Source organism: Arthrobacter silvisoli, from assembly GCF_003369445.1.
GTDB lineage: Bacteria > Actinomycetota > Actinomycetes > Actinomycetales > Micrococcaceae > Arthrobacter > Arthrobacter silvisoli.
The window spans coordinates 39,224-65,231 of record NZ_QRCU01000026.1; the positions used below are offsets into that span (position 1 = coordinate 39,224).

The window sequence follows — 26,008 nt, forward strand, 5'->3', positions numbered from 1 at the left end:
GCATGACGGTCGAATACAGGGAATGGCGCGAGGGCGACGACCTCGCGCTCCTGGAAATCTGGGGTGGGCCCGAAACCCTCCCGGCCCAGCAGTTCCGCGCAGCGCTGGCACCGTCCAGCAACACTCCCTGGCGCCGGTGCATCGTGGCCGAGGACGTCGTGGACGGCGTCGCCATCCCGGTGGCGGCCGCCGTCGTCCACGAAGCCTCGCTGCACCCCGAGCGGCTGTGGGCCTACATCGAGGTCGCCAAGGACCACCGACGCAACGGCATCGGTGCCACACTGCTGACCATGCTGCGACGCGAAGCCGAACTGGCGCCGTCGGGCGTTACGAAACTGCGCAGCAAGGTGGAACCCGGTACCTCCGGTGCAGCCTTCGCCGAGTGGGCCGGGCTTGTCCCGATCCAGCGTTCGCAGCTGGTGGTGGTCCACCCCGAGGCGCTGAAGCTCCCCGTGTTCGGCGACGGCTCGGAAGAAGCCGCCTCCGAGCAGTTCGAAGACCTTGCCACCGGTTCGGTGGAACTGAGCGACGTCGTCGGCCGCTACTACACGGCCGTGCACCACTGGGACAACCCCGGCGAGCTGGGGATTCCCACGGTGCAGCGCATGTTCCTGGACGAGCTGAGCGGCGCCCACGGGGCCGTGGTGCTGCGTGCGCCGAAGGCCAGCGCCTTCGGCGCCGGGGTGCCTGCCGCACGCAAAGGCAGGATCCGGGCCTTCGCCATCAGCTACGCCACGGGCAACGCCGATGACACCTCCGAGGTCTTCCTCGGCCACGAGCCGGCGCTGGACGCCGGCGACGCTGCCCGGGCCGTAGCTGAGCTGCTCGCCTTGATCGCCTACCAGCATCCCGTGCTGCTCGAAGTGGACGACGCCATGGTTGCCCTGCGCGAGGTCCTGGACCCCCTGCTGGCCCAAGGAAAGGCCCACGTGGAGGGCGCGGACACGCAGGTCGTCAGCGACTGACTTTTCAGTAGCAGTACCCAACTGACTGGCAGCAGATGTCGTTTTGAGCCCTCAAGTTTTTGAGTCCTCAAAAGGACAACAATTGCCAGTCAGTTGGGCCGCCGGAATGATGGGGAATCACACAACAATGGGTCACGGACACTCGCACAATCCTGCCGAAGTTACTGCTGAGTCACTCGTGGCACGCAAGCGGGCCAACTGGCTGCTCGCCGCGGTCCTGGTGCCGCTTGGCGTGCTTACCGCGGTGGCCATGCTGCTGATGTGGCCTTCCGGCAGCAAGGAAGGGCTCACCCTTGCCAGCCCGTACCAGGCCGCGCCGGGCGTCACCTTCGACACGGGGAAGATCCAGTCCGTCCTCCAGGAAAGCTGCAGCCAGGCCAACACCGGCGCGGACATCCCGCCGGCCGGCCAAAACAACGCAGGCTCGCAATGCACCTTCGCGATGACCCAGCCCGACGCGGGCGGCAGCCCGGTGAAGGTGGTCATCAATCCGGACGTCGCCAAGAGCCATGGCGTGAAGGCCGGCGACGACATCCGCTACCTGAACCTCTCCAGGGTGCAGGCCGACGGGACCGGCTCGCCCGCCTACGTCTTCGTGGACTTCGTCCGGACCCTGCCGATCGCGTTGCTGGCCATTCTGTACGCCGTGGTGGTGATCGCCGTCGCGCGATGGCGGGGTTTCCGGGCACTGCTCGGCCTGGTGGGCGCCTACGTGGTGCTGGTGAGCTTCATGCTGCCCGGCCTGGTGGACGGCAAGCCGCCGCTGCTCGTGGCGCTGGTGGGTTCCACGGCCATCATGATCGGCGTGCTGTATTTCGCCCACGGCTTCTCGGCCCGGACCTCCACGGCGCTCCTGGGCACGATCTTCGGCCTGGGCATCACGGCGTTGCTCGCGGCCTGGGCAACCAGCGCGGCGAACCTGGCCGGCGTGGGCAACCATGACGCCGCCACGCTGGTGAACATGTCCGACCGGATCTCGATCTCCGGCATCATCATGTGCGGCCTCATCATTTCCGGCCTCGGCGTCCTCAACGACGTGACGATCACCCAGTCTTCGGCGGTGTGGGAGCTCTACGAACTGGCCCCGGAGACCACGGCCCGCAAGCTCTTCAGCTCGGCCATGCGGATCGGCCGGGACCACATCGCCTCCACGGTGTACACGATCGCCTTCGCCTACGCCGGCGCCGCCCTGCCGATCCTGATCATCGTCATGCTTTACGACCGCCCTCTGCTGGACACCCTCACCAGCGCCGAACTGTCCGAGGAAGTGGTCCGGACACTGGTCGGTTCCATCGGCCTGGTCCTCGCCATCCCGGTCACCACGCTGATCGCGGTGCTGGTCGTCAAGGCCACCGGCCTCCGCCGCGCGCCCGCGGGCACCGCCCCCCTCGGCGGTACCGCCGGGGAGGACGCCGACGCCGGCCGGGTCCGTGAGCTGGAAAGCTCCCCGGCGGCGGAGGACTACGCCTCGCTCGACACCGGGGAGCTGGCCGCCGTCGTCGAAACCCGCCGCGCACGCCGCGAAGCCGAACGGCGCGAAGCCGATCGCCGCGAAGCGCAGCAGCGCGCCGCCGGACAGCGACGGCAGGGCAGCTAAGGCCCGGCCGGCCCTGATTTGCCCGGCTTTGGCACAATGGATGGGTGACTGTTGTAGCAACCCCTCCTTCGCCGAAGCTCGAGCTGCCGCCCCTGCAGCTGGGCAAGATCACCGTGGACACTCCCGTGATCCTGGCCCCCATGGCCGGCATCACGAACTCGGCGTTCCGCCGGCTGTGCCGCGAATACGGCGGCGGGCTCTACGTTGCGGAGATGGTCACCTCCCGTGCCCTGGTGGAGCGGACGCCTGAGTCGCTGCGCATCATTTCGCACGACGACGACGAGAAGGTGCGCTCGGTACAGCTCTACGGCGTGGACCCTGCGACAGTCGGGGCTGCCGTGCGCATGCTGGTCGAGGAAGACCGTGCCGACCACATCGACCTCAACTTCGGCTGCCCGGTCCCGAAGGTCACCCGCCGTGGCGGCGGCTCCGCCTTGCCCTGGAAGATCGATCTGTTCACCGCCATTGTGCAGACCGCGGTGAAGGAAGCGTCCAAGGGAGACGTCCCGCTCACCATCAAGATGCGCAAGGGCATCGACGAGGACCACCTGACGTACCTCGACGCCGGCCGGATCGCCCGCGATTCCGGTGTCGCCGCCGTCGCGCTCCACGGCCGCACCGCGGCGCAGTTCTACTCCGGCGAGGCGGACTGGTCTTCGATCGCCCGGCTGCGCGAGGCCCTGCCGGACATTCCGGTGCTCGGCAACGGCGACATCTGGTCCGCTGAGGACGCCGTCCGCATGGTCCGCGAAACGGGCATCGACGGCGTCGTGGTGGGCCGCGGCTGCCAGGGCCGGCCGTGGCTGTTCGGCGACCTCCAGGCGGCCTTCGACGGCAGCGAGAAGCGCCACCGCCCGGGGCTGCGCCAGGTGGCCGAGGGCGTTTACCGGCATGCGGAGCTGATGGTCGAGACCTTCGGTGGCGACGAATACAAGGCACTGCGCGAAATCCGCAAGCACATGGCCTGGTACTTCAAGGGCTATGTGGTGGGCGGGGAACTGCGCGCCAAGTTGGCCACCGTGCCCACCCTCGAGGTGCTGCGCGGCCTGTTGGACGAACTGGACCTGGACCTGCCGTACCCGGGCGTGGATTCCGAGGGTCCGCGCGGACGGGCCGGTTCGCCCAAGAAGCCGGCCCTGCCGAAGGACTGGCTGGACAGCCGCGCGTTGAACGAGGAGCAAAGCCGCGACATCGCCGCGGCGGAACTCGACGTGTCCGGCGGCTAGGCGTCATCCACCCTGGTCCGGTCATGGAAGACTAGGCCACATGGGAACCGAAGCACTGTCCGCAAGCACCCGGAGCGATTCCGCCCCGGTCATTCCGGGCTACAGCGAGGCCGACTCCGCCCGCTGGGTCCAGGAACCCCGGAAGAGCAACTACCGTTCGGACTTCGAGCGGGACCGTGCCCGGGTGCTGCATTCCTCGGCGCTGCGCCGGCTCGGAGCCAAGACCCAGGTGGTGGCCCCGGACACCGACGACTTCGTGCGCACCCGGCTGACCCACAGCCTCGAGGTCGCCCAGGTAGGGCGCGAACTCGGACGGGCCCTGGGCTGCGACCCGGACGTCGTGGACACCGCCTGCCTGAGCCATGACCTCGGCCACCCGCCGTTCGGGCACAACGGCGAGTCTGCCCTCAACGAGCTCGCCCATGCGATCGGCGGCTTCGAGGGCAACGCCCAGACCCTGCGGCTGCTGACCCGGCTCGAGCCGAAGGTGCTCACTCCGGGCGGGGAACCGGCGGGACTGAACCTGACCCGTGCAAGCCTGGACGCGGCGTCGAAATACCCTTGGTCCGCCGCTGACGCTCCCGTCATCCACGGCCACCGCACCAGCAAGTTCGGCGCCTACGAGGACGATCTGCCGATCTTCGCCTGGCTGCGCGAAGGCGCCCCGGGCAACCGCTCGTGCATCGAGGCCCAGGTCATGGACCTCGCCGACGACATTTCCTACTCTGTGCACGACGTCGAGGACGCGATCGTGGCCGGCCACTTCCAGCTGAAGTGGCTCGACAACCCGGACCACCGCGCCCGCGTGGTGGGCTACACCCGCCAGTGGTACCTGCCGCACAACGAACCCGCGGAGATCGACGCCGCCCTGGCCCGCCTCGAGGCCACCAGCGTCTGGGTGCGCGAGGCGGACGGCAGCCGCAAATCGATGGCCGCTTTGAAGAACATGACCAGCCAGCTGATCGGCCGTTTCTGCCAGAGCGCCCTGGAAACCACCCGGCGCCACTTCGGCCCGGACCGGCTCACCCGCTTCAGTGCTGAACTGATGGTGCCGGAAGAGACCGTCACCGAGATCGCCGTGATGAAGGGCCTCGCCACCACTTTCGTGATTTCCACGGACCATCGCCAGCCGGTCTACGAGCGGCAGCGGGAAGTCCTGCACGCCCTGGTGGGTGTGCTGAACGCCAGCGGCGACCGGCATTTGGAGCCGATGTTCGCCGCGGACTGGCGTGACGCCGTCGACGACGCCGCCCGGCTCCGCGTCGTGGTCGACCAGGTGGCGTCCCTCACGGATGCCTCCGCGCTGGCGATGTACGAGCGCCTGGTGGGCAGCCTGCCGTCGCTGTGGTGAGCCGGACCCGGAGAGTTGCATAGACTTATCCGGTGGCTGGCCTGATCAAACGTGAGGATATCGACGAGGTACGCCAGCGCACGGACATCAAGGAAGTCGTTGACGGCTATGTGACCCTGAAGGGCGCCGGCCTCGGGACCTACAAGGGCCTGTGCCCCTTCCACGACGAGCGTTCGCCCTCCTTCACCGTCCGCCCCCAGGTGGGCCGCTACCACTGCTTCGGCTGCGGCGAGGACGGGGACGTCATCTCCTTCGTCCAGAAAATGGACCACAGTTCCTTCCACGAGGCCGTGGAGAAGCTCGCGGCCCGCATTGGTTACGAGCTCCGCTACGAGGACGGCGGCACCGGGCCCAGCCGCGAGGAGGTGGGCAAGCGGCAGCGGCTGCTGGACGCCCACAAGATTGCCGATGAATTCTTCCGTTCCCAGCTGCTGACCCCGGGCGCGGCGGAGGGCCGGAACTTCCTGCACGGCCGCGGCTTCGACCGCGCGGCCGCCGAACAGTTCGGCGTCGGCTACGCCCCGCAGGGCTGGGATTCGCTCCTCAAGCACCTGCGCGGCCGCGGCTTCACGGACGCCGAGCTGAAGCTCACGGGCATGTTCTCGGCCGGGGGACCCGGAAATCAACAGAGGATTTATGACCGCTTCCGCGGCAGGCTCATCTGGCCCATCCGGGACATCGCGGGGGACACCATCGGCTTCGGAGCGCGCAAGCTCTATGAGGACGACCAGGGGCCCAAATACCTGAACACCCCGGAGACCACGCTCTACAAGAAATCCCAGGTGCTCTACGGGATCGACCTCGCCAAGCGGAACATCGCCAAGGACCGCCAGCTGGTGGTCGTTGAGGGCTACACGGACGTGATGGCCTGCCATCTGTCCGGCGTGGGCACTGCCGTGGCCACCTGCGGCACTGCCTTCGGCGCCGACCACATCAAGATCGCCCGCCGCCTGCTCTCGGACGACGGCAGCGGGGGTGAGGTCATCTTCACCTTCGACGGCGACGCCGCGGGCCAGAAGGCGGCGTTGCGCGCCTTTGAGGAGGACCAGCGCTTTGTCGCCCAGACTTATGTGGCGGTGGAACCCACCGGTGCGGACCCCTGCGACCTCCGGCAGCTGCGCGGCGACGCGGCCGTGCGTGAACTGATCGGCAGCCGCCGGCCGCTGTTTGAGTTCGCCATCCGGGCGTCCCTGAAGCGGCACGACCTGGACACCGTGGAGGGCCGCGTGGCCGCTTTGCGCGAGGCTGCGCCGGTCGTGGCGCAGATCCGGGACTCCGGCTTGCGCCCGGCATATGTCCGTGAACTGGCCGGGTGGTTGGGCATGCCCATCGAGGACGTCAGCCGGGCCGTCAGCGGAGCGCAGAAGCGGGCCGCGCAGGGCGGACAGGGCGGCGCGGGCGGCCCGGGAGGGTCGCAGGGCAGCGGCGGCCCGCAGGAGGCGGGCGGTCCGGCGGGAGCCGCCATGCCGACGTCGGGCAGTGGGGCAGGCTTCCACCGTCCGGACCCGCGCGACCCGGTGGCCGCCATGGAACGGCAGGCGCTCGAAGTGGTGCTGCAGGATCCCTCCGTGTTGACCGGTCCGGCCTGGGACCGTTTCGAGCTGTCCCGCTTCGCCACGCCGGTGTACGCCGCCGTGCACGACGCCATCCGGGCCGCCGGGCTGGCCCGTGCCGGGGATCCGGTGGCCTGGGTGGAAGCCGTCCGGCAGGAGATGCCCGAGCCCCTGCGCGGCCTCGTATCCGAGCTCGCCGTGGTGCCGCTGCCGGCCAGCACCCCCGAAGCCATACAGCGCTACTGCCGGGACATCCTGGCGCGCCTCTTCGAGCTGCAGATCACCCGCATCAAGGCGGACAAGATGGGCCGCCTGCAGCGCCTGGACGCCGCCGCCAACCCGGAGGAGTTCCAGCAGCTCAACCGTGAACTCATGGAACTCGAGATGCAGCGCAGGGCGCTCCGGGCGGAGCAGTAAGCCGGTTCATGGACAGCGTCCGGGCCTCGATTTCGTTTCCCGCCGGGCCTTTGCTAAAGTCATAACCGCTTCATTCCTCCGTAGCTCAATTGGCAGAGCATTCGACTGTTAATCGAAGGGTTACTGGTTCAAGTCCAGTCGGAGGAGCTCCCGATGCCCCCGTTCCGGATCCCCCGGAGCGGGGGCATTTTCATACCCCGGGAGGGTATTTTTCGGAAGCGGGGCCGCCGGCCGGCGCCGATTTCGCGAAGTGGCCCGACCTTTGCTAAAGTCATAACCGCTTCATTCCTCCGTAGCTCAATTGGCAGAGCATTCGACTGTTAATCGAAGGGTTACTGGTTCAAGTCCAGTCGGAGGAGCGCACAGGGCCCGTACCGCGGAAACGCGGTACGGGCCCTTTTGTCTTCCAGGGCTTTTCCGCCGTGTCGCACAGGGCCCGTACCGCGGAAACGCGGTACGGGCCCTTTTGTCTTCCAGGGCTTTTCCGCCGTGTCAGACGAAGTCCATTTCAACTTGCAGGAACCTGGCGGCCTCGTCAACGGCGGCGTGGAACGCTTCGTCTTCCGTCGGAGGCGTGCGGGGCTCGCGCGGGTGCCACTCGTGCGGCGAGGAGTGCACCCGGGTGAAGCCGCTGCCCGGAGGCGCATAAAAGATTCCGAAGCGCTGCACGGGCCATTCGGGGGACGTTTCGGGGGCCACCAGGAGGGCTGCTCCGGTGTCCGGGTTGAACCACTGGGCGATCGGCCGCCGCCGGTCTTCGGTGAAGAGCCCGGCCGCGTACAGGGCCGCCGACTGCGGACTCGTCACTGAACACAGGCGGTCCCACCACAGGGGCAGGATTCCGTTGTCCTGCCGCTGCCAGGGCGCCGGAACCGGGTGTGTATCCTGCCAACGGGGCACAGTTCAACTTTATCGCCGGGCCCGGGAGCACAACAGGGCCGGCCGGGGCCGTTAACGCGCCGGCAGGCTCAGTCCCGCTTCCAGGGTCCCGGGTTGATCCGGTACATCAAGGCGGCACCGATCACGGCACCCAGGAGGGCGCCGAACAGCGGGTTGCCGAGGTTGCGTCCCAGGAAGAAGCCGGCGACGGCGCCGATCACCGCGCCCACGAAAAGGCCGCGTCCGTTGCGGTGCGGGCGCTTGGGGTCCGGGCGGTTTCCGGAAGGGTTGCGGGCCATGGTTCCAGCCTAGGGGCTAGTGGATCGACTAGTGGATCGACGGAACGGTGCGCGGGCGGACTACCAGCCACAGCGCCAGGACCGCGCAGCACACGCAGACCGCCTGGACGGCGCCCATCGGCGTGGCCGACGCGACGCCGAGCACGCCCACCACGGGCGGGATGATTCCGGCCATCATGAAGTTCGAAGCACCCAGCAGCGACGCCGCGGTTCCCGCCTGTGCCCCGTGGTTGGCCAGCGCCACCACCTGCACGCAGGGGAACATGAAACCGGTGGCGAGGATGTAGAACCACAGCGGGATGATCACGCCCCACAGCCCGAGGTGGAGCATGTCGAACAGGACGATCAGGAGGGCCATGAGCAGCAGCCATGCCGTCGCGCAGGCCATGATCCACTGCGGTGCCACGTGCTTGATGACGCGGGAGCTGATCTGGACACCGGCCACGATGCCCAGCGAGTTGACGCCGAACAGCAGGCCGTATTCCTGCGGCGAAAAGGAGTAGACCTGCTGGAACAGGAAGGTCGAGGCCGAGAGGTAGGCGAACAGCCCGCCGAAATTGAAGCCGCCCACCAGGAGCATGCCCACGAAGATCCGGTCACTGAAGACCGCCCGGTACCGCTGGGCTGCCGTCGTGCTTCCCTGGCTGCGGAGCTCAGGCGGGTAGGTTTCCCGGATCAGGAAGATCGCTGCGATGATCACCAGGGACCCGTAGCCCGCCAGGAAGTAGAAGATGCCGGGCCACGGCATCACCAGCAGCAGCTGGGAACCGATGATCGGCGCCAGGATGGGGGCCAGGCCGTTCACCAGGGACATACGGGAGAACATCCGCACCATGGCGTAGCCGTGGAAGAGGTCCCGGACCATGGCCATGGCCACCACGCCGCCGCCGGCTGCACCGATGCCCATGAGGACACGGAACAGGGACAAAGCGCCGATGTCTGTGGACAGGGCGGCGCCGAGGGACGAGGCGATGTGGAGCGCGGTTGCCAGGATCAGCGGCATGCGCCTGCCGAACTTGTCGCTGAAGGGTCCGACGACGAGCTGGCCGATGGCGAAACCCACCGTGGTGCCTGCCAGGGTCAGCTGAATCGCGGCCGCCGATACCCCGAAATGCTGTTCCAGCGCCGGGAAAGCTGGCAGGTACAGGTCCACCGTGAAAGGGCCGAGCGCAGTGAGGGCGCCCAGGAGGAGGATGTACAGGAGCTTTTCGCGTCGGCTGAGGGCATCACCGCGGGCAGGGGGAGTCGTCACGAACACCAATCCTATGTGCCAAAGGTCATATCTCTGATAGCCCTGGCCGCGCATTCCCTGGGGTGCGGGGGCGCGCCGGGAAACAGGCCGGAAAAGCGGAAGAAGGCTGAATGGTAGTTTTGTGGGCAGGTGCCGAGAATGGGGTTCGGGTTGGCGCCGCCGACCGACGGATACGTAGAGAGCAGTAAGGCGGGGAACTGATGAGCGGACGTCACAGGGGCAAGCCCGGGATGGGCCCGGGAATCGGGGCACTGCCGAGGACCATCAAGCTCGCCGGCCGGCTCGTGCCCCGGCAGCTCAACGACGAAATCCGGCTCGCGAAGCTTGAACTCAAGGACAAGGGCGTCAAGCTCGGTATTGCCGGCGCCTTCGTGGGCGTGGCCCTCGTCTTCGCGCTGCTGCTGGTCATAGCCCTCGTGGTGGCGGCGATCCTCGGACTCGCGACTGTCATGCCCGGGTGGCTCGCGGCCCTCGTGGTCTCCGCTGCGTTCCTGCTGGTGATCGCGATCGGAGGGCTCGTGGCCTTCAACGGATTCAAGAAGGCGCAGCCGCTGCTGCCGGCCGAAACCATCCGCGGACTCAAGCACGATCTCGGTGTCCTCACCGAGGGCTCCGACTTCGACGCGAGCATCCTGGACCCGGACTCGGAGGCCTACAAAGCCGCGAAGGCCGCCAAGGAAGAAGCTGTCCGGAAGGCGAAGGAGGAAGCCGCTGCCAAGGAGGAGGCGCGCCACCGGGACGAGCCTCCCTCGCCGGACAAGGACGAACTGCTGCGCCGTCTGCAGCAGCGCCGCGCGCACCTGGCTGGTGTCCGCGACCAACTCGGATCCGAACTGGACTTCAAGACCCAGGGGAAGTTCTTCCAGGACCTCGCCCAGGAGAAGCTCGACGACGGACGGAAGTTCGCCGGGGACCTCGGCAAGCGGCTTCCGGACGGACTATCCGGGCGGTTCGCGGGACGCTGGAAGGAAATCCTGGCCTTCCTCGCCTCCGCGGCGGTGCTCGTCGTCGGACTCCGGAGACTCTTCAGGAAGTAAGCAAAAACATCACCACGACAGGTAACAGGATTCAAGGGGACAGATGAAGTTCATCGGCGCCGGTGCCCGTCCGGGCCAGCCGCAGATCGACCACGATCTGGTCTTCACCGTTCCCAACTTCCTGACCGTGCTCCGCTTCATGGGAGTTCCGGTGTTCGTCTGGCTGGTCCTCGGAGCCCGCGAATACGGTTACGCCGTGCTCGTCCTGGCCATCATGGGCAGCACCGACTGGATCGACGGCTACGTCGCCCGCCGCTTCAACCAGACCTCGCGGCTCGGTCGCATCCTCGACCCTGCTGCCGACCGGCTGGCGCTCATCGCCGTCGCCGTCACGCTCGTAATCGCCGGCGTCGTCGAATGGTGGTACCTCGCGGCGCTGGTGGTCCCCGACGCGATTCTCGGCTCGGTCTCGCTGTTCTATTTCCGCAGCCACCCCGACCTTCCCGTGAGCAGGATCGGCAAGATCCGCACCGCATTCCTGCTCCTGGGCACCCCCCTGCTGCTGTTGTCCAAGCTGTCCTTCCCGCTCTCCGCCGCCAGCTTCGTGCTGGCATGGATCTGCCTGGGCCTGGGCCTGGCGGGGCACTGGATCGCGGCCTGGAACTACTTCTGGGCGATCCGCCGCAAGGGCCGGGAACTGCGGGAGCAGGACCCCATGGACGACGGCGGTCGAGGCTGATGGTCTGGCTCGCCGTTCTTCTCGCTGTGCTCAGCGCATTCTGCATGGCCTTCGGGGCGCAGCGCCAAGGCAGTGCCGTCAAGGCCGATACCGGTGGCCTTGCCCTGAGTTCCAATGGCTTCCTGCGCTTGCTGCGCAACCCGCGCTGGGTGCTCGGACTCCTGCTGCTGTGGGCCGGCATGGCCCTGAATGCGGTCGCCCTGGTGACTGCGCCTTTGACGGTGGTCCAGCCGATCGGTGCGATCGCCCTGGTGATCACCACCGTGGTCAACGCCAAGGACCAGGGGCTCAGCATCAACCGCGCCACGGTGGTGGCGATCAGCGCCTGCGTGACGGGGTCCGCCCTCTTCGTGCTCCTGGCGGTCAACGTCACCCAGGAAAACCACCACGTCAGCGGCGAGGACGAACTGACCATCGTGCTGCTGCTGGCGCTGGCGGTGGGCCTGTTCGGCACCCTGGCAGCGCTGTTCAAGCACCGCATGAGCGCCTTCGTCTACATCCTCGGCGCCGGTGTGCTGTTCGGCTTCGTGGCGGTGCTGACCAGGATCATCGGCAAGCACCTGCTCGACCCCAACGGCTTGTTCCTGTTGAACGTTTCGCCGTACTCCGTTGTGGCGATCGCCGCGGCGGGCGGCCTGGGCTCCTGGTTCGTCCAGAGCGCCTATTCGAGCGGGCCGCCGGACCTCGTCATCGCCGGGCTGACGGTCATCGACCCGATCGTGGGGATCGCCATCGGCATCACGATTCTTGGTGAGCTTCGTCCCGATGTCCACGCCGTAACGGCAATCGCCATGGCTGCGGCTGCTGTCCTTGCTATCGTGGGGGTTATTGCCTTGAGCCGGCACCATCCGGAGGTCACCAAGCGGAAACGGGACTCCAAAGCGCCCTCCGCGCGGAAAGCCTAAGGCAAGCTTCGCGATTGCACCGCCACATGCGGGCAGGCGGCGAAGGCACCGCGGGGCACAGCTTCCCGTGGTGTTCACACCGTGACAAACAGGAGTTCTCCACGTGACCATTCCCGGCAACACCAAACCCCTCACCATCCTGATTGCGGCCGACACCTACCCGCCGCACGTCAACGGTGCAGCACAGTTCGGGTACCGGCTGGCCAAGGGCATGAGCGAGCGCGGCCACAACGTCCATGTCCTGGCCTGCCGCCAGGACAAGGGGAAGAGCTTCACCGAATTCCGTGACGAAGCCACCGTTCACCGCCTCCGCTCGCACAGCGTCCCCACCCACGAGTACTTCCGGATCTGCTTCCCGTGGGAGATCAAGAAGGAAATCAGCCTCCTGTTCGACAAGGTGCAGCCGGACGTGGTGCACATCCAGAGCCACTACATGATCGGCGAGCACGTCCTGTACGAGGCCGTGAAGCGCGGCGTCCGCGTCGTGGCCACCAACCACTTCATGCCGGAGAACCTGAACCCTTTCCTGCCCTTCCCGCAGTGGTTCAAGAACATCATCGGCCGCATCTCGTGGAAGGACATGGGCAAGGTGATGGGCCAGGCCGACGTCGTTACCACGCCCACTCCGCTGGCCGCGAAAGCGATGCACCAGCACGCGTTCCTCCGCAAGGTGCTGCCGCTGTCCAACGGCATCGACTCCGCGGCCTACGAACTGCAGCCGGGCGAAGTCATCGAGCCGCACGAGCACCCCACGGTGCTTTTCGTCGGCCGCCTCGCCGAGGAGAAGCATGTGGACGTGCTCATCGACGCCGTCGCCAAGACGCCGTCCGAGCTCAAAGTGCATCTGGAGATCGTCGGCGGGGGAGAGGTGCGCCCGGCGCTCGAAGCCCAGGTGGCCCGCCTCGGCCTGCAGGACCGCGTGAAGTTCCTGGGCCTGGCCAGCGACGAGGAACTGCGCAAGGCCTACATCCAGGCGGACATCTTCTGCATGCCCGGCACGGCCGAACTCCAGTCGCTGGTCACCCTCGAGGCGATGTCCGCCTCAACCCCGGTGCTGCTGGCCAACGCGATGGCGCTCCCGCACCTGGTCCGCGAGGGCGAGAACGGCTATCTGTTCACGCCGGGCGACAGCAGCGAACTGGCAGCCCGCATCACCGAGCTGGTCCGCCTGTCCAAGGACGAGCTTGCAGTGATGGGCAAGGTCAGCCGTGAAATGGTGGAGCCGCACAGCATCCAGGGCACCCTGCAGACGTTCGAGGACCTCTACCGCGGAGCGTCCAACGAGGACAAGGTACTCTAGGACCCGCGCCAGCGCCGGCGTGCACGCAATGAACGCGTGCCTGGCACTAGTATTGCTAGAGTGCTTTCGGCCGGAGGGCCGCTGAACCCAGCGGATTCCCGGCCGTCACGGGGCTATAGCTCAGCTGGTTAGAGCGCGGGACTCATAATCCTAAGGTCCTCGGTTCAAGTCCGAGTAGCCCTACCAAGGGACCCCGGAGATCCAATCGGATCTCCGGGGTCCTTTCGTTTTAAGGACTTTGACTGAAGCACCCGGCGTGAATCACCCCGGGCCGGCTCACCCGGCCCGGTCATCAGGCGTGAATCACCCCGGCCGGGGGACGGCCATTGAAGCCCGCATCGCGATGCGGTATGTTACTCATCAGTAACTTACTTTCAGGTAGCACGCTGCCGCCCGGCGGCGCCGTGCGAACTTGCCCACACCAATGGAGGTGCCCGCATGTCCACCACGACTGCCATCGATCCGGAAAACCTTCCCTACGCCGACGGCGACTTCTACGGTTTCGAGCAACTGCTCACCGACAAGGAGCGGGACCGGCTCGCCGAGATCCGGGAGTTCCTGGCCCGCGAGGTCAAGCCGATCGCCGTGGACTGCTGGAACCGCGGCGAGTTCCCCATGGAGCTGATCCCCAAACTGGCCGAGATCGACCTGGTCAGCCCTGTCCGCCGCCAGGGCTTCTCGAACCTGTTCGCCGGGCTGGTGCACGCCGAAGTCACCCGCGCCGACACCTCCATCGCCACGTTCATGGGTGTCCACGACGGCCTGTTCACCGGTTCCATCGAGGCGCTGGCCTCGCAGGAGCAGCAGGACGCCTGGTTGCCGGACATCTACTCCATGAAGAAGATCGGCGCCTTCGGCCTGACCGAACCGCTGGGCGGCTCCGATGTTGCAGGGGGCACCCGTACCACGGCGCGGCGCGACGGCGACACCTGGATCCTCAATGGTGCCAAGCGTTGGATCGGCAACGCCACCTTCTCCGACTGGGTCGTCATCTACGCCCGCGACGTGGCCGACAACCAGGTGAAGGCGTTCCTCGTTGACACCTCCCTCCCGGGCTATTCGGCCAGCAAGATCGAAAACAAGATCTCCCTGCGCACGGTCCAGAATGCCGACATCGTGCTCGACGACGTGGTGGTACCGGACTTCTTCAAGCTCGCCAACGGCAACAGCTTCCGGGACACCAACAAGGTCCTCAAGGTCACCCGCCTCGCCGTCGCGTGGCAGGCCGTGGGCCAGCAGTTGGCGGCCTTCGATGTCGCCCGCCGCTACGCCGTCGAACGGATCCAGTTCGGCCGCCCCCTTGCCTCCTTCCAGCTGGTCCAGCAGCAGCTGGTGCAGATCCTCGGCAACGCCGTCAGCTCCATGGGGATGATGGTGCGCCTGGCCCAGCTCGAAGACGTTGGCTTGGCCAAGGACGAGCAGTCCGCCCTCGCGAAGGCCTTCACCACGGACCGCATGCGGGAGAGCGTGGCCCTCGGCCGCAGTATCCTGGGCGGCAACGGCATCGTCACCGACTACGAAATGGCCAAGATCTTCGCCGACGCCGAGGCCATCTACTCCTACGAAGGTACTTACGAGATCAACACCCTCGTGACCGGGCGGGCCATCACCGGGATCTCCGCGATCGTCTAGCCCGTCTACGGCGGCCCTTCGAGCGGCAGCAGGATGGACGGCCGCAGATCCATGACGAAGGCCAGGGGATCGACGTACTCCTCGCCGCGCCGCACACCCCAGTGCACGCACGGCAATTGCCCGCAGTGGCCGGGCTCGAGGACGCCGATCTCCTGGCCTTTCGTCACCGGATCACCCTGGTGAAGTCTGCTGCGCACCGGTTCGAAGCTGCTGCGCAGTCCGCCGCCGTGATCCACCGTGATCACCGGACGGTCCACCACTACGCCCACGAAGGCCACCACGCCGTCGGCGGGCGAGGTGACGGAAGCGCCGTCGGCCGTTGCCTGCAGGTCCACGCCGCGGTGCCCGCTTAACCACGGTTCCGGCGGCGGGTCGAAGGGCCGGACGACCACCGGCTTGGGGGAAAGTGGCCAGTTCCAGGACGGGCGGGCGGTGTTTTCCGGAGTTTGCGCCGCGGGGGCGGCACCGGCCGGTCCGGCGAGGGCCGTGACAAGCACCAGGACGGTCAGGAGAGGGCCGGATTTCATGAGATCCAGCTTCCGGATCCGGCCTGTCCGTGGAAAGCCCCACACCCGGCTATGTGGAAAACCCGGCCCTTTGCGACGCTCCCACGGCGCACCGGACGGGGCGGCTGCTGTAGTACACTTGTGACTGCAGTTTGCCGTGCCCTCAAGCTGTTTCAGAAGCGTGGCTCATTCAGCCGCGCGGGGGCCTCAAATTGACTACGCGCATCCAGCCCTCCACATCCAGATCCTGGTGGATCAATGCTGTGGAGGATTGTGCCCCTTGCGGTCCGGTCATTGAGCGGATGAGGGGTGCAAGGGATGCCAGGAGTAGGACCCTTCCGGGTCCGCTAACAACCGTCAACTATTGGCAGGGTAAGAGCAGCCCGCGAGGCTCTCTCATGAATGACCTGCCGGAAGGAGCGTCGGCATGCCCGTCGTAACCATGCGCCAGCTGCTTGACAGCGGCGTCCACTTTGGACACCAGACCCGTCGTTGGAACCCGAAGATGAAGCGCTTCATCTTCACCGAGCGCAACGGCATCTACATCATTGACCTGCAGCAGTCGCTGTCCTACATCGACCGCGCCTTCGAGTTCGTCAAGGCCACCGTTGCCCACGGCGGCACCGTGCTGTTCGTCGGCACCAAGAAGCAGGCCCAGGAAGCAATCGCCGAGCAGGCCACCCGCGTGGGCCAGCCCTACGTCAACCAGCGTTGGCTGGGCGGTATGCTCACCAACTTCTCCACGGTTGCCAAGCGTATCCAGCGCATGAAGGAACTCGAAGAGATCAACTTCGAGGACGTCGCCGGCTCCGGTTACACCAAGAAGGAGCTCCTGCTCCTCCGTCGTGAACTGACCAAGCTCGAGGCCAACCTCGGCGGTATCCGCAACCTGACCAAGGCTCCTTCGGTCCTGTGGGTTGTCGACACCAAGAAGGAACACCTCGCGGTTGACGAAGCCAAGAAGCTGAACATCCCGGTTGTTGCCATCCTGGACACCAACTGCGACCCCGACGAAGTCGACTTCCCGATCCCGGGCAACGACGACGCCATCCGCTCCGTGAACCTGCTGACCCGCGTCGTTGCCGACGCCGTGGCAGAAGGCCTCATCGCCCGCAACCAGCGTGCAACCGGTGCTGCCGAGGCTCCGGAAGAGCCGCTGGCCGAGTGGGAGCGCGAGCTCCTCGAGGGCAGCAAGGCTGAAGCTGCGGCTGCCGAAGAGGCACCCGCTGCTGACGCTGCTGCAGGCGAAGAAGCAAAGTAGATCCGGACTTTCCCGTGGCCTGCAACGGCAGCGGGAGCTACTGACAGGATGGCGGCCCGCCAGGCGGGCAGCCGTCCTGTCAGTCCGTAAACACATAAATTTCTAGACAGAGGGGTTCACATGGCGAACTACACTGCTGCAGACATCAAGGCCCTGCGCGAGCGCACCGGCGCCGGCATGATGGATGTCAAGAAGGCTCTTGACGAGGCCAACGGCGACGCCGAGAAGGCCATTGAAATCATCCGAATCAAGGGCCTCAAGGGCGCTACCAAGCGTGAAGGCCGCGCAACCGCCGAAGGCCTGGTTGCCGCCAAGGTCACCGGCAACGTCGGCGTGATGGTCGAAGTCAACTGCGAGACCGACTTCGTCGCCAAGGCCGACAAGTTCATCCAGCTGGCCGACAAGGTCCTGGCCGTGGCCGTCGAGTCCGGCGCTGCCGACCTCGAGACCCTCCTGGCAGTCGACGTTGACGGCAAGCCGCTGTCCGAGGTCGTTGTCGAAGAAGGCGCCGTTCTCGGTGAGAAGGTCGCCGTCCGCCGCATCGCCCGCATCGAAGGCGCCACGGTCGACGCTTACCTGCACAAGACCTCCAAGGACCTCCCGGCCCAGGTCGGCGTGCTGTTCGCTGTCGACGGTGAAGGCGAAGCCGCTGCCACCGCCGCCCACGACGTCGCCGTCCACGTTGCCGCCATGGCCCCGAACTACCTCACCCGCGAAGATGTTCCGGCTGAGCTGGTCGAGTCCGAGCGCCGCATCGCCGAAGAGACCGCCAAGGCCGAAGGCAAGCCGGAAGCCGCCCTGCCGAAGATCGTGGAAGGCCGCGTGACCGGCTTCTACAAGGGTGAAGTCCTCCTGGACCAGGCTTTCGCCAAGGACTCCAAGAAGACCGTCGCCCAGGTCCTCGAAGAGGCCGGCGTCAAGGCAACTGCCGTCGCACGTTTCCGCGTCGGCAACTAGTCGCACGCAATAGAGGGGTGGTCACTTCGGTGGCCGCCCCTTTTGCATGCGGCCGCGCGCCCGCCGCATGCGCCCGCCGGGCGTCTTTCTGCCCCGGCGCCCAGCAAGATAATCTAGCCAGAGTCCACCAACGGGAAGGCACCATGGAATCCGAGAACACAGCAATCCAGCCCGAAAAGACCAAGCGCCGCGTGCTCCTGAAGCTTTCCGGCGAGGTCTTCGGCGGCGGCAAGCTCGGTGTGGACCCGGAAACCGTCCGCGCAGTCGCCAAGCAGATCGCTGCGGCCGTCTCCGAGGTGGAAGTCGCGATCGTCGTGGGTGGCGGCAACTTCTTCCGTGGTGCCGAACTTTCCCAGAGCGGCATGGACCGCTCCCGGGCCGACTACATGGGCATGCTCGGAACGGTCATGAACTGCCTGGCCCTGCAGGACTTCCTGGAACAGGCCGGCGTCGAGACCCGCGTCCAGAGCGCCATCACCATGGGACAGGTGGCCGAGGCCTACATTCCGCGCCGCGCCATCCGCCACATGGAAAAGGGCCGAGTGGTGATCTTCGGTGCCGGTGCCGGCCTGCCCTACTTCTCCACCGACACCGTGGCAGCCCAGCGCGCCCTTGAGGTCCACGCCGACGTCGTGCTGATGGCCAAGAGCGGCGTGGACGGCGTGTACACCGCCGACCCCAAGAAGGATCCCTCCGCCGAAAAGCTGGAAAACCTCAGCTACGACGACGCCCTGCGCCGGGACATCCGCGTCATGGACCAAACCGCCATGACCATGTGCAAGGACAACAAGCTCTCCATGGTGGTGTTTGGCATGGAAGGCGAAGGCAACGTCACGCGCGCGATCCTGGGCGAAAAGCTCGGTACGCTCGTCACCCCCTAGCAGCGGCTAGGATACTTCTAGGACCCTCCGCCCCACGAGGCGGACTTTTACTGTGCACCCGGCAAGACGGGCGCGACTATTTCTGAGGAGAAACCGTGATCGAAGAAACCTTGCTCGAAGCCGGGGAGAAGATGGACAAGGCGGTCGAGGTAGCCAAGGAGGACTTCGCGTCGATCCGCACCGGTCGCGCCAACCCCGCCCTCTACAGCAAGGTGATCGTGGAGTACTACGGCACGCCGACGCCGCTGCAGCAGCTGGCTTCCTTCGCCGTGCCGGACGCCCGTACCATCCTGATCACCCCCTACGACAAGACCGCCTTGCGCGACATCGAGAAGGCCCTCAGCGACTCCGAGGTGGGCGCCAACCCGTCCAACGACGGCAACGTGATCCGCGTGGTCATCCCCGAGCTGACCCAGGAACGCCGCAAGGAGTACGTCAAGATCGTCAAGGGCAAGGGTGAAGACGCCAAGGTCTCCATCCGCAGCATCCGCCGCAAGGCCAAGGACTCCCTGGACAAGCTCGTCAAGGACGGCGAGGCCGGCGAAGACGAAGGTGCCCGCGGCGAAAAGGAACTCGACGCCCTGACCAAGGCCCACGTGGAGAGCATCGATGAGCTGCTCAAGCGCAAGGAAGCCGAGCTCCTCGAGGTCTGATGAGCCAGGCTGAGCCCGCGCCCATGCACGGAACCACCCGAGCCAGGCGGAAAAGCGGCAACCCGACGCCGAAGGCGGGCCGGAACCTTCCGGCGGCCATCGGCGTCGGGCTTTTCCTGTTGGTGGTGGTCCTTGGCGGGCTCCTTTTCCTGCCACTGGGCTTCGTGCTGATCACCACCGCGTTCGCGGTGCTGGGCGTCTGGGAGATTTTCCGCGCGCTGGACGCCCACGGCGGAACCCTGCTGCCGATCATCCCGGTCATGACCGGCACGGTGGCCATGCCCCTGGCCGCCTACTTCGGCGGACAGGAGAGCCTGCTGTTCGCCTTCCTGCTCAGCTGCGCAGCCGTGCTGCTGTGGCGGTCCCTGGAGAGCGCCGCCGGTGCGCCGCGCAGCATTTTCGCCGGTGTCTTCACCCTTGCGTGGGTGCCGTTCCTGATTAGTTTCGCGATCCTTCCGCTGCACGCCACCGGGGGAGCCACGACGGCGGGGCTCTGGCCCGGCGGGCAGGTTCCGGCGGGCGCGTGGCAGACTGCCGTCATGCTGCTTCTGGTCGTCTCCAACGACACCTTCGGCTACCTGGTGGGCGCCCTGTTCGGCAGGCATCCGATGGCTCCGAAGATCAGCCCGAAGAAGAGCTGGGAAGGTTTCGCGGGATCGGTGGCCGGTGCCATGCTGATTGGCGTCCTGGCCAGCATCTTCCTGCTGGACAGGCCTTGGTGGGTGGGCATCGTGCTCGCCGTCGGTATGGTCGCCGCCGCCACCGCGGGAGACCTGGCCGAGTCGATGGTCAAGCGTGAACTCGGCGTCAAGGACATGAGCAGCATCCTGCCCGGCCACGGTGGTGTGATGGACCGGCTCGATTCAATCGTTTTTGCCGCGCCGGTGGCCTTCATTCTTTTCGCGTTGCTGAGCGGCGCCTGACAACAATCCGGAGGGATAACAGTGGCAGTTGACGTTCGTCGGCAGATTCCCGCGGCCTTTGAGCGCGTGGAACGCAACAAGTATGGCTACAACGCCAAGCAGGTGGACCAGTTCTTCCAGCGGGCACGGGTTTCCTTCGAGAGCCCGGCCCACGCCGAGGTCACGACGGGCAGCAGCGATGTCCGCTCGGTGTCCTTCGACCCTGTGAAGGGCGGCTACGATGCCGCGGTGGTGGACGCCGCCCTGGACCGCCTGGAGGACGCCTTCGCCCGCCGCGAACGGGACGAACTCATCGAAGCCGAGGGCGAAGAGGGCTGGCTGCGCCAAATCGGCAAGCTCTCCGGTGTGCTGCGGGCGCGGCTGCACCGCCCGGCCGGCCAGCGCTTCCGGAGGCCGGAGAAGAAGCGCGTCCGCAGCTACGATGTTGCCGACGTCGACGCCTTGTGCGAGCAGCTCATCGGTTACCTGGAACAGGACCAGCCGCTCAGTGTCGACAGCGTCCGCCGGGCCGCGTTCCGTGCGGCCAAGGGCCCGGCCGGCTACGACGAGGCGCAGGTCGATGCCTTCCTGGACCGTGTGGTCGAACTGATGGCCGCGATCGACTGATTCAGGCTAGCCTTCGGCCTGCTGGCCCTCCGCCTGCTCCTGCGGCGGCGTGGGGGAGAGCGGCGCGAAGCCCTGCCACGCCGCGGTGTACCGCTGGTATCCGCGCAGCAGCGAGACGAAGCCGAAAGCGAGCCCGCACAGCGCCGCGAAGGGCACCGCCAGCCCGACGGGGACGCCGGGCAGGACGAGCAGTGTGCCCGACAGCAGTGCGATCAGGGCCGCGTTCACCGCGATGATGAAGGTCATGCTGCTTCCGGCGACGTGCCCGCCCTGGCTCCGGGTGCCGAAGAAGTAGTAGGTTTTCCGCGACCCGGGCAGGTCGTCGTGGCTGGCGGCCATGAGGTACCGGGCAAGGCCAGGGTCCAGTTCGACATACGCGGCCCGCAGCCGGTTCATCGCAATCACGTACATCAGGTCCTCCATGCCCACGTACATCACGCGGATCTGGGTGAGCAGGCCGATTCCCAAGTCGATGAACAGCACGACGATCCCGAAGATGATGAACGTGTCGGAGAATTTCGTGGCCTGGCCCACGAGGGCCGCACTGAGCAGGCTTGCTGAAGTGAAGGTCAGGAACATGCTGATCCGGGTCAACACCTCGCCTTGGGTGGTGCTCCGGGACGCGAGCAGGCTCCAGTGCTCGGTGGCGAGAAGCTGGGCACGCACCGCGGCCGGTGCCGCCGCCACGGGCAGTTCCGGGCCGCCGTCGGGAAGCCCGGTGCCGGAGTGCGGATGGTCCATGCCGGACATGCGGCCATTGTCCACCTTCCGGCAGCCGTGCGCGAGACGTTCAGCGCCCGCCTGCGAGCGGCCGTTCGGGCACGTGCAGGCGGGTCATCACCCGGGCCACCGTTCCGGGAATGCGTTGCTTGGTGGCCAGCGAAACAAGCACCATCACGGTGAAGGCGGAGGGGACCGTCCAGGCCGCCGGCTGCGCCAGCCAGCCCGGCGCCGACACTCCGCCGAAGAGTGTCCCCGCCACCATCGCGCCCCCGCACAGCACGGCACCGGTCAGCATCCCGGCGATGGCTCCGGCATCGCTCAGCCCGCGCCACCAGATGCCCAGGAGCAGCACGGGGCAGATGGTGGACGCCGTGAACGCGAACACCAGCCCCACGCTTCCGGCAAGGCCCAGTGAATCCGTGACCAGGGCGAAGGCCAACGGAACGACGGCGGCCAGCAGCGCCCCGATCCGGAAGCCGCGGACGCTGCCGCCCAGCAGGTCCTGGCTGATGACGCCGGCCAGCGAAACCACCAGCCCGGAGGTGGTGGAGAGGAACGCCGCGAAGGCGCCTGCGACCACCAGTGCTGAGAGCACGTCGCCGGCCGGCCCGCCTACCAGCTCGCCCGGCAGCAGCAGCACGAGGGCGTCGGAGCGGCCGTCGCGGGCCAGGCCGGGTGCGTACATGCGGCCGAGTAGCCCGGCCGCGGTGGGGAAGAGATAGAAGACGGACAGCAGGCCCAGCACGATCAGGGTGGTCCGGCGGGCCGAGTGGCCGTCCGGATTGGTGTAGAAACGCACCAGCACGTGCGGCAGGCCGAGGGTGCCGAAGAGCAGGGCGACCAAGAGGGAAACCGTCTGGTACGGCCCGGCGGCCGGAACGCCGGTGGGGTTGACGGCCTCCGGGGCGGGGAGGGCCGCGCCGCCGCCTTGGTGCAGCAGCACGAAGACCACCGGAACGGCGAGCGCTGTGAGCTTGAGCCAATACTGGAACGCCTGGACGAAGGTGATGGAACGCATGCCGCCCGCCGCGACGCTCAGGTACACCACCAGGACCACCGCCACCGCGCCCACCCATGACGGCAGCCCCGTGCTGATCCGGATGGTGAGCCCCGCGCCGTGTAGTTGCGGCACGATGTACAGCCAGCCGACGGCGACCACCACCAGGCTGGTCACCCGCCGCACCGCCGTGGATTCCAGCCGGGCTTCGGTGAAGTCCGGGATCGTGTACGCCCCGGAGCGGCGCAGGGGTGCGGCCACGAACAGCAGCAGCATCAGGTAGCCGGCCGTGTAGCCCACCGGGAACCACAAGGCATCCGTCCCGGAGAGCAGGATCAGCCCGGCTACCCCGAGGAAGCTGGCCGCGGAGAGATACTCCCCGCCGATCGCCGAGGCGTTCCACCACGGCGGAACCGTCCGGGAGGCGACGTAGAAATCGCCGGTGGTGCGCGAAATCCGCAAACCGTAGAAGCCGACGGCCGCCGTCGCGACCACCACGAGCAGAAACGCCGCCAAGCCGACCGGGGGATTCACCGCTCGTCCACCAGCTCGCGGTAACGGGCCTCGTTCCGGGCCGCGGAGCGGTTGTACAGCCAGGCCGCCAGGCCGATCACCGGGTACAGCCCCGCGCCCAGCAGCAACCAGTTCAAGGGAATGCCCAGGAGGCGCAGTACGGCAAGGTCAGGCACCAAGGCGACCATCAGCCCGCAGGCGGCAAGCACCAGCAGGAAGCCAACCGCCACCACGATCGCCAGCCGCAGCTGGGAACGGATCAGCGAACGGACGTAGAGGCGCCCGGCGTCGGAATCCAGTGCGGCGTCGCGGCCTGGGGAAGCGCCGGGCGGAAGGCCTGCAGGACGCCGTCCGGCCGATTGCGGCGCGGTGACCCGTACCCTGGTCATCCCTGCGGCCGTATCCGGGTGGTTCCGAGCTTGTCCCGCACGGCGGGCAGGTGCCTGCGGCTGATCGGCAGTTCGGCCCGGGCCACCGTCACGGACGGGTGCGCGGCGCCGAGTTTGAGGTGCTCCACGTGGTTCAGGGAGATCAGGTACGAGCGGTGGATGCGGATGAATCCGGCCTCGGCCCACTGCTGTTCGAGGTCGCTGAGCGGGACCCGGATCAGGTAGCTGGCCTCTGCCGTGTGCAGGCGGGCGTAGTCGCCCTGGGCCTGGACATAGCTGACGTCGTCCCGGCGGATCATCCGGGTGGTGCCGCCCTGGTCCACGGTGATCATCTCCGGGGCCGGGCTGCCGTCCCGGAGGAGTTCGCTGACCCGGCCGAGGGATCGCGCGAGCCTTTCGGCGCGCACCGGTTTGAGGAGATAGTCGACGGCGGCCAGTTCGAAGGCCTCCAGCGCGCAGTCCTCGTCCGCGGTGACGAAGACGACGGCGGGCGGAACCGGGATCCGCGAGATGGCCCGCGCGATGTCCAGCCCCGAGAGGGCCGGCATGTGGATGTCCAGGAAGGCGACGTCGACGGATTCGTTCGCCAGGACCCGCAATGCTTCTGAACCGGACGAGGCGCGGTGGATGGTACCCACGCGCTCATCCCGGCCCAGCAGGAAGGCGAGTTCTTCGACGGCGGGCAGCTCGTCGTCGGCGACGAGGACGTTGATCATGACAGCAGCTTAACCTCCGCCGCCGGCCCTCAGGCATCGTGCCCGGGCTGGGACTTGGGCACCCGGAGCGTGATCAGGGTGCCCTCGCCCGGGGCAGTCTCGATGACCAGGCCGTACTCGTCCCCGTACACCTGCCGCAGGCGGGCATCGACGTTGCGCAGGCCGACGTGCTCGCCGTCGGCGTGGCCGGCCAGCACGGACCGGAGGTGCTCCGGGTCCATCCCCACGCCGTCGTCCTCCACCGTCACCTCGGCGTCCGCGCCCGAATCGTAGGCACGGATGGTGATGTGTCCCGGGCCTTCCTTGGCCTCCAGGCCGTGGCGCACCGCGTTCTCCACCAGCGGCTGCAGGCTCAGGAAGGGAATCACGGTGCTCAGGACCTCGGGGGCGATCTGCAGGCTGACCTGTACGCGTTCGCCGAAGCGGGCACGTTCGAGGAGCAGGTAGCGGTCGATGCTGCGCAGTTCCTCGGCCAGGGTGGTGAAGTCCCCGTGCCGCCGGAAGGAGTAGCGCGTGAAGTCGGCGAACTCCACCACCAGTTCACGCGCCCTGGCCGGATCCGTGTTGATGAAGGAAGCGATGGCGTTGAGGGAGTTGTAGATGAAGTGCGGGCTGATCTGGGCCCGCAGTGCCCGGACTTCGGCCTCCATCAGAAGGGTCCGTGAGGCGTCCAGTTCGGCCAGTTCCACCTGGGTGGCGACCCAGCCTGCCAGTTCGCCGGTGGCCCGGACCAGCCCGGCGCCCGCGTGCGGCGCGAAGGCAGCGACGCAGCCGGCCACCCGGTTGTTGGTCCGGATCGGCGCGATGACGGCCTTCAGCGAGGGCGATGCCGTGAGCAGGGCGGTGCGCCCGTCGGCGAATACCGGCGCCGCGAGTGCCATCAGCTGCGGTTTCAGCTCTTCGGCGATGCCGTCCCAGGCGAGCACCGTGTCAAGGTCCGTGATGGCGAGGGCGTCGCAGCCCAGCAGGAGGCGCAGCTGTTTGCTGGCCTTGGCCGCGCTCGCCGGCTGCAGCCCCGCGCGCAGTTGCGCGCCCGCGCGGGACGCCGCGTGCAGGGTCTTGTACGTGGCCCGCTCCGCATCCGTGCCCAGGTCCCGGAAGGACCGGACCACCATGAGGCCGACGCCGACGGCGGCCACCGCCGCCAGCACGATGACGGCGATCGCTGCGGCGGTGAGAAGCGGTGAATCGGGCATGGAGCAAGAGTAGCGAACCGCCCGCAACGGCCCTGCGGGCTGCCGTTCACCGCACCGACAGCTCCGCTGGGCGACGCCGCGGCGCATACGCCTTCCACGCCCGACAGCCTCCGTTGAATAGTGATTCCAATCACACGGCGCCCGAGGGCGGGTGTCCGTTGTGGACACGTCAACCAGGAGGAAACCATGGGTAATGAGGCCCAGCCGGCGGACGCAACGCAGTCCGTGGATTTCCAGCAAGTGCAGCAAACAGAACAATTCCGCGAACTGCGCAGGCGGCACCGCAGTTTCGTCTTCCCGATGGCCGTGGCCTTCCTGCTCTGGTACTTCGGCTACGTGCTGCTGGCCGACTACGCCGTGGGGTTCATGTCCACCAAACTGTGGGGCAACATCAACGTGGGCCTGGTGCTCGGGCTGCTCCAGTTCGCCACGACCTTTGGCATCACCGCCTGGTACGTGAGCTATTCCAACCGTCGCCTTGATCCGATCGCGGCGGAGATCCGCGGTGAAATCGAAGGACATGAGTTCGACGCCGGCAGCCGGGCTGTCGCCGCCGGACGGGCAGCCAAGGGGGCGCAGCCGTGAGCGGCCTGGC

26 protein-coding genes and 3 tRNA genes are annotated in these 26,008 nt (G+C 67.2%); 20 read left to right on the forward strand and 9 right to left on the reverse strand.

The window, feature by feature from the left end:
* Positions 1 to 2 precede the first annotated feature (2 nt).
* The 7 genes from DWV11_RS06155 (at position 3) to DWV11_RS06185 (ending at position 7,468) form a co-directional block, all read left to right on the forward strand.
* Positions 3 to 965, forward strand: a complete 963-nt coding sequence (locus tag DWV11_RS06155; RefSeq protein WP_115788009.1) for a GNAT family N-acetyltransferase — start codon at positions 3 to 5, stop codon at positions 963 to 965.
* Between the two features lie 127 nt (positions 966 to 1,092).
* Positions 1,093 to 2,562 (forward strand): YibE/F family protein, encoded by a 1,470-nt coding sequence (locus tag DWV11_RS06160; protein ID WP_115788010.1) that lies wholly within the window; start codon positions 1,093 to 1,095, stop codon positions 2,560 to 2,562.
* A 44-nt stretch (positions 2,563 to 2,606) separates the two neighbouring features.
* Complete coding sequence (dusB, locus tag DWV11_RS06165) at positions 2,607 to 3,788, forward strand: tRNA dihydrouridine synthase DusB (RefSeq protein WP_115788011.1); 1,182 nt, start codon at positions 2,607 to 2,609, stop codon at positions 3,786 to 3,788.
* A gap of 40 nt (positions 3,789 to 3,828) precedes the next feature.
* Positions 3,829 to 5,139: a deoxyguanosinetriphosphate triphosphohydrolase gene (locus DWV11_RS06170; RefSeq protein WP_115788012.1), complete on the forward strand. Its 1,311-nt coding sequence runs from the start codon at positions 3,829 to 3,831 to the stop codon at positions 5,137 to 5,139.
* A 32-nt stretch (positions 5,140 to 5,171) separates the two neighbouring features.
* Positions 5,172 to 7,109, forward strand: coding sequence for a DNA primase (gene dnaG / locus DWV11_RS06175; RefSeq protein WP_115788013.1), 1,938 nt, complete (start codon positions 5,172 to 5,174; stop codon positions 7,107 to 7,109).
* Positions 7,110 to 7,183: 74 nt separating this feature from the next.
* Positions 7,184 to 7,256 (forward strand) — tRNA-Asn (locus tag DWV11_RS06180).
* A 139-nt stretch (positions 7,257 to 7,395) separates the two neighbouring features.
* Positions 7,396 to 7,468 (forward strand) — tRNA-Asn (locus DWV11_RS06185).
* A 133-nt stretch (positions 7,469 to 7,601) separates the two neighbouring features.
* Here DWV11_RS06185 and DWV11_RS06190 read toward each other — a convergent pair.
* The 3 genes from DWV11_RS06190 to DWV11_RS06200 form a co-directional block, all read right to left on the reverse strand.
* On the reverse strand, positions 7,602 to 8,009 hold the full coding sequence (locus DWV11_RS06190; RefSeq protein ID WP_115788014.1) for a hypothetical protein: 408 nt from the start codon (positions 8,007 to 8,009) through the stop codon (positions 7,602 to 7,604).
* Positions 8,010 to 8,077: 68 nt separating this feature from the next.
* Entirely contained in the window at positions 8,078 to 8,287 is a 210-nt protein-coding gene (locus tag DWV11_RS06195) for a glycine zipper domain-containing protein (RefSeq protein ID WP_115788015.1), read from the reverse strand.
* Positions 8,288 to 8,315: 28 nt separating this feature from the next.
* Positions 8,316 to 9,545, reverse strand: a complete 1,230-nt coding sequence (locus DWV11_RS06200; protein ID WP_115788016.1) for a multidrug effflux MFS transporter — start codon at positions 9,543 to 9,545, stop codon at positions 8,316 to 8,318.
* 194 nt (positions 9,546 to 9,739) lie between these two features.
* On the opposite strand from DWV11_RS06200, the gene DWV11_RS06205 reads away from it, so the two are divergent.
* The 6 genes from DWV11_RS06205 (at position 9,740) to DWV11_RS06230 (ending at position 15,092) form a co-directional block, all read left to right on the forward strand.
* On the forward strand, positions 9,740 to 10,576 hold the full coding sequence (locus DWV11_RS06205; RefSeq protein ID WP_115788017.1) for a phage holin family protein: 837 nt from the start codon (positions 9,740 to 9,742) through the stop codon (positions 10,574 to 10,576).
* A gap of 43 nt (positions 10,577 to 10,619) precedes the next feature.
* Positions 10,620 to 11,255, forward strand: a complete 636-nt coding sequence (locus DWV11_RS06210; protein ID WP_115788018.1) for a CDP-alcohol phosphatidyltransferase family protein — start codon at positions 10,620 to 10,622, stop codon at positions 11,253 to 11,255.
* A complete protein-coding gene (locus DWV11_RS06215; RefSeq protein ID WP_115788019.1) occupies positions 11,255 to 12,160 on the forward strand; it encodes a DMT family transporter in 906 nt (301 codons plus the stop codon). Before DWV11_RS06210 ends, DWV11_RS06215 begins: the two co-directional genes overlap by 1 nt.
* A gap of 103 nt (positions 12,161 to 12,263) precedes the next feature.
* Complete coding sequence (locus DWV11_RS06220; protein ID WP_115788020.1) at positions 12,264 to 13,460, forward strand: glycosyltransferase; 1,197 nt, start codon at positions 12,264 to 12,266, stop codon at positions 13,458 to 13,460.
* Between the two features lie 109 nt (positions 13,461 to 13,569).
* Positions 13,570 to 13,646, forward strand: a tRNA-Ile gene (locus DWV11_RS06225).
* A gap of 252 nt (positions 13,647 to 13,898) precedes the next feature.
* A complete protein-coding gene (locus DWV11_RS06230) occupies positions 13,899 to 15,092 on the forward strand; it encodes an acyl-CoA dehydrogenase family protein (RefSeq protein ID WP_115788021.1) in 1,194 nt (397 codons plus the stop codon).
* A gap of 5 nt (positions 15,093 to 15,097) precedes the next feature.
* Here DWV11_RS06230 and DWV11_RS06235 read toward each other — a convergent pair whose 3' ends face one another.
* Positions 15,098 to 15,619, reverse strand: coding sequence for a M23 family metallopeptidase (locus tag DWV11_RS06235; RefSeq protein ID WP_115788022.1), 522 nt, complete (start codon positions 15,617 to 15,619; stop codon positions 15,098 to 15,100).
* A 406-nt stretch (positions 15,620 to 16,025) separates the two neighbouring features.
* Between DWV11_RS06235 and rpsB the strand changes: the two genes are divergently transcribed.
* The 6 genes from rpsB (at position 16,026) to DWV11_RS06265 (ending at position 20,879) form a co-directional block, all read left to right on the forward strand.
* Complete coding sequence (gene rpsB, locus DWV11_RS06240) at positions 16,026 to 16,859, forward strand: 30S ribosomal protein S2 (protein WP_115788023.1); 834 nt, start codon at positions 16,026 to 16,028, stop codon at positions 16,857 to 16,859.
* Positions 16,860 to 16,979: 120 nt separating this feature from the next.
* The gene (gene tsf, locus DWV11_RS06245) at positions 16,980 to 17,816 is read left to right on the forward strand and encodes a translation elongation factor Ts (RefSeq protein WP_070350858.1); all 837 of its coding nucleotides are present in this window, start codon (positions 16,980 to 16,982) and stop codon (positions 17,814 to 17,816) included.
* Positions 17,817 to 17,959: 143 nt separating this feature from the next.
* Positions 17,960 to 18,697 carry a UMP kinase gene (gene pyrH, locus DWV11_RS06250; RefSeq protein ID WP_115788024.1) on the forward strand — a complete coding sequence of 246 codons (738 nt, stop codon included), beginning with the start codon at positions 17,960 to 17,962 and terminating at the stop codon, positions 18,695 to 18,697.
* 95 nt (positions 18,698 to 18,792) lie between these two features.
* A complete protein-coding gene (gene frr, locus DWV11_RS06255) occupies positions 18,793 to 19,350 on the forward strand; it encodes a ribosome recycling factor (RefSeq protein ID WP_115788025.1) in 558 nt (185 codons plus the stop codon).
* Entirely contained in the window at positions 19,350 to 20,273 is a 924-nt protein-coding gene (locus DWV11_RS06260; protein ID WP_115788026.1) for a phosphatidate cytidylyltransferase, read from the forward strand. Before frr ends, DWV11_RS06260 begins: the two co-directional genes overlap by 1 nt.
* 21 nt (positions 20,274 to 20,294) lie before the next feature.
* The gene (locus DWV11_RS06265; RefSeq protein WP_115788027.1) at positions 20,295 to 20,879 is read left to right on the forward strand and encodes a DivIVA domain-containing protein; all 585 of its coding nucleotides are present in this window, start codon (positions 20,295 to 20,297) and stop codon (positions 20,877 to 20,879) included.
* A gap of 6 nt (positions 20,880 to 20,885) precedes the next feature.
* Here DWV11_RS06265 and DWV11_RS06270 read toward each other — a convergent pair whose 3' ends face one another.
* From DWV11_RS06270 to DWV11_RS06290, 5 genes are read right to left on the reverse strand one after another with little or no spacing between them, the layout of a single operon-like run.
* Positions 20,886 to 21,629 (reverse strand): hypothetical protein, encoded by a 744-nt coding sequence (locus tag DWV11_RS06270; RefSeq protein ID WP_245953465.1) that lies wholly within the window; start codon positions 21,627 to 21,629, stop codon positions 20,886 to 20,888.
* Positions 21,630 to 21,669: 40 nt separating this feature from the next.
* Positions 21,670 to 23,133, reverse strand: coding sequence for a sodium/solute symporter (locus DWV11_RS06275; RefSeq protein WP_115788028.1), 1,464 nt, complete (start codon positions 23,131 to 23,133; stop codon positions 21,670 to 21,672).
* On the reverse strand, positions 23,130 to 23,501 hold the full coding sequence (locus DWV11_RS06280; RefSeq protein ID WP_115788029.1) for a DUF485 domain-containing protein: 372 nt from the start codon (positions 23,499 to 23,501) through the stop codon (positions 23,130 to 23,132). The genes DWV11_RS06275 and DWV11_RS06280 overlap by 4 nt, the downstream gene beginning before the upstream one ends.
* The gene (locus DWV11_RS06285; protein WP_115788030.1) at positions 23,498 to 24,217 is read right to left on the reverse strand and encodes a LytR/AlgR family response regulator transcription factor; all 720 of its coding nucleotides are present in this window, start codon (positions 24,215 to 24,217) and stop codon (positions 23,498 to 23,500) included. Before DWV11_RS06285 ends, DWV11_RS06280 begins: the two co-directional genes overlap by 4 nt.
* Before the next feature lie 29 nt (positions 24,218 to 24,246).
* The gene (locus DWV11_RS06290) at positions 24,247 to 25,413 is read right to left on the reverse strand and encodes a sensor histidine kinase (RefSeq protein WP_115788031.1); all 1,167 of its coding nucleotides are present in this window, start codon (positions 25,411 to 25,413) and stop codon (positions 24,247 to 24,249) included.
* Positions 25,414 to 25,599: 186 nt separating this feature from the next.
* Between DWV11_RS06290 and DWV11_RS06295 the strand changes: the two genes are divergently transcribed.
* Positions 25,600 to 25,998: a DUF485 domain-containing protein gene (locus DWV11_RS06295; RefSeq protein ID WP_115788032.1), complete on the forward strand. Its 399-nt coding sequence runs from the start codon at positions 25,600 to 25,602 to the stop codon at positions 25,996 to 25,998.
* Positions 25,999 to 26,008: the final 10 nt, after the last annotated feature.

Bases quoted from the DNA above. Each gene is read 5' to 3' on its own strand.
- DWV11_RS06285 (WP_115788030.1), bottom strand. From the start codon at position 24,217: ATGATCAACGTCCTCGTCGCCGACGACGAGCTGCCCGCCGTCGAAGAA.
- pyrH (WP_115788024.1), top strand. From the start codon at position 17,960: ATGGAATCCGAGAACACAGCAATCCAGCCCGAAAAGACCAAGCGCCGC.
- DWV11_RS06295 (WP_115788032.1), top strand. From the start codon at position 25,600: ATGGGTAATGAGGCCCAGCCGGCGGACGCAACGCAGTCCGTGGATTTC.
- rpsB (WP_115788023.1), top strand. From the start codon at position 16,026: ATGCCCGTCGTAACCATGCGCCAGCTGCTTGACAGCGGCGTCCACTTT.
- DWV11_RS06160 (WP_115788010.1), top strand. From the start codon at position 1,093: ATGGGTCACGGACACTCGCACAATCCTGCCGAAGTTACTGCTGAGTCA.
- DWV11_RS06235 (WP_115788022.1), bottom strand. From the start codon at position 15,619: ATGAAATCCGGCCCTCTCCTGACCGTCCTGGTGCTTGTCACGGCCCTC.
- DWV11_RS06170 (WP_115788012.1), top strand. From the start codon at position 3,829: ATGGGAACCGAAGCACTGTCCGCAAGCACCCGGAGCGATTCCGCCCCG.
- DWV11_RS06280 (WP_115788029.1), bottom strand. From the start codon at position 23,501: ATGACCAGGGTACGGGTCACCGCGCCGCAATCGGCCGGACGGCGTCCT.
- DWV11_RS06290 (WP_115788031.1), bottom strand. From the start codon at position 25,413: ATGCCCGATTCACCGCTTCTCACCGCCGCAGCGATCGCCGTCATCGTG.
- DWV11_RS06210 (WP_115788018.1), top strand. From the start codon at position 10,620: ATGAAGTTCATCGGCGCCGGTGCCCGTCCGGGCCAGCCGCAGATCGAC.
- DWV11_RS06215 (WP_115788019.1), top strand. From the start codon at position 11,255: ATGGTCTGGCTCGCCGTTCTTCTCGCTGTGCTCAGCGCATTCTGCATG.
- DWV11_RS06205 (WP_115788017.1), top strand. From the start codon at position 9,740: ATGAGCGGACGTCACAGGGGCAAGCCCGGGATGGGCCCGGGAATCGGG.
- DWV11_RS06230 (WP_115788021.1), top strand. From the start codon at position 13,899: ATGTCCACCACGACTGCCATCGATCCGGAAAACCTTCCCTACGCCGAC.
- DWV11_RS06260 (WP_115788026.1), top strand. From the start codon at position 19,350: ATGAGCCAGGCTGAGCCCGCGCCCATGCACGGAACCACCCGAGCCAGG.
- DWV11_RS06155 (WP_115788009.1), top strand. From the start codon at position 3: ATGACGGTCGAATACAGGGAATGGCGCGAGGGCGACGACCTCGCGCTC.
- DWV11_RS06195 (WP_115788015.1), bottom strand. From the start codon at position 8,287: ATGGCCCGCAACCCTTCCGGAAACCGCCCGGACCCCAAGCGCCCGCAC.
- DWV11_RS06270 (WP_245953465.1), bottom strand. From the start codon at position 21,629: ATGTCCGGCATGGACCATCCGCACTCCGGCACCGGGCTTCCCGACGGC.
- tsf (WP_070350858.1), top strand. From the start codon at position 16,980: ATGGCGAACTACACTGCTGCAGACATCAAGGCCCTGCGCGAGCGCACC.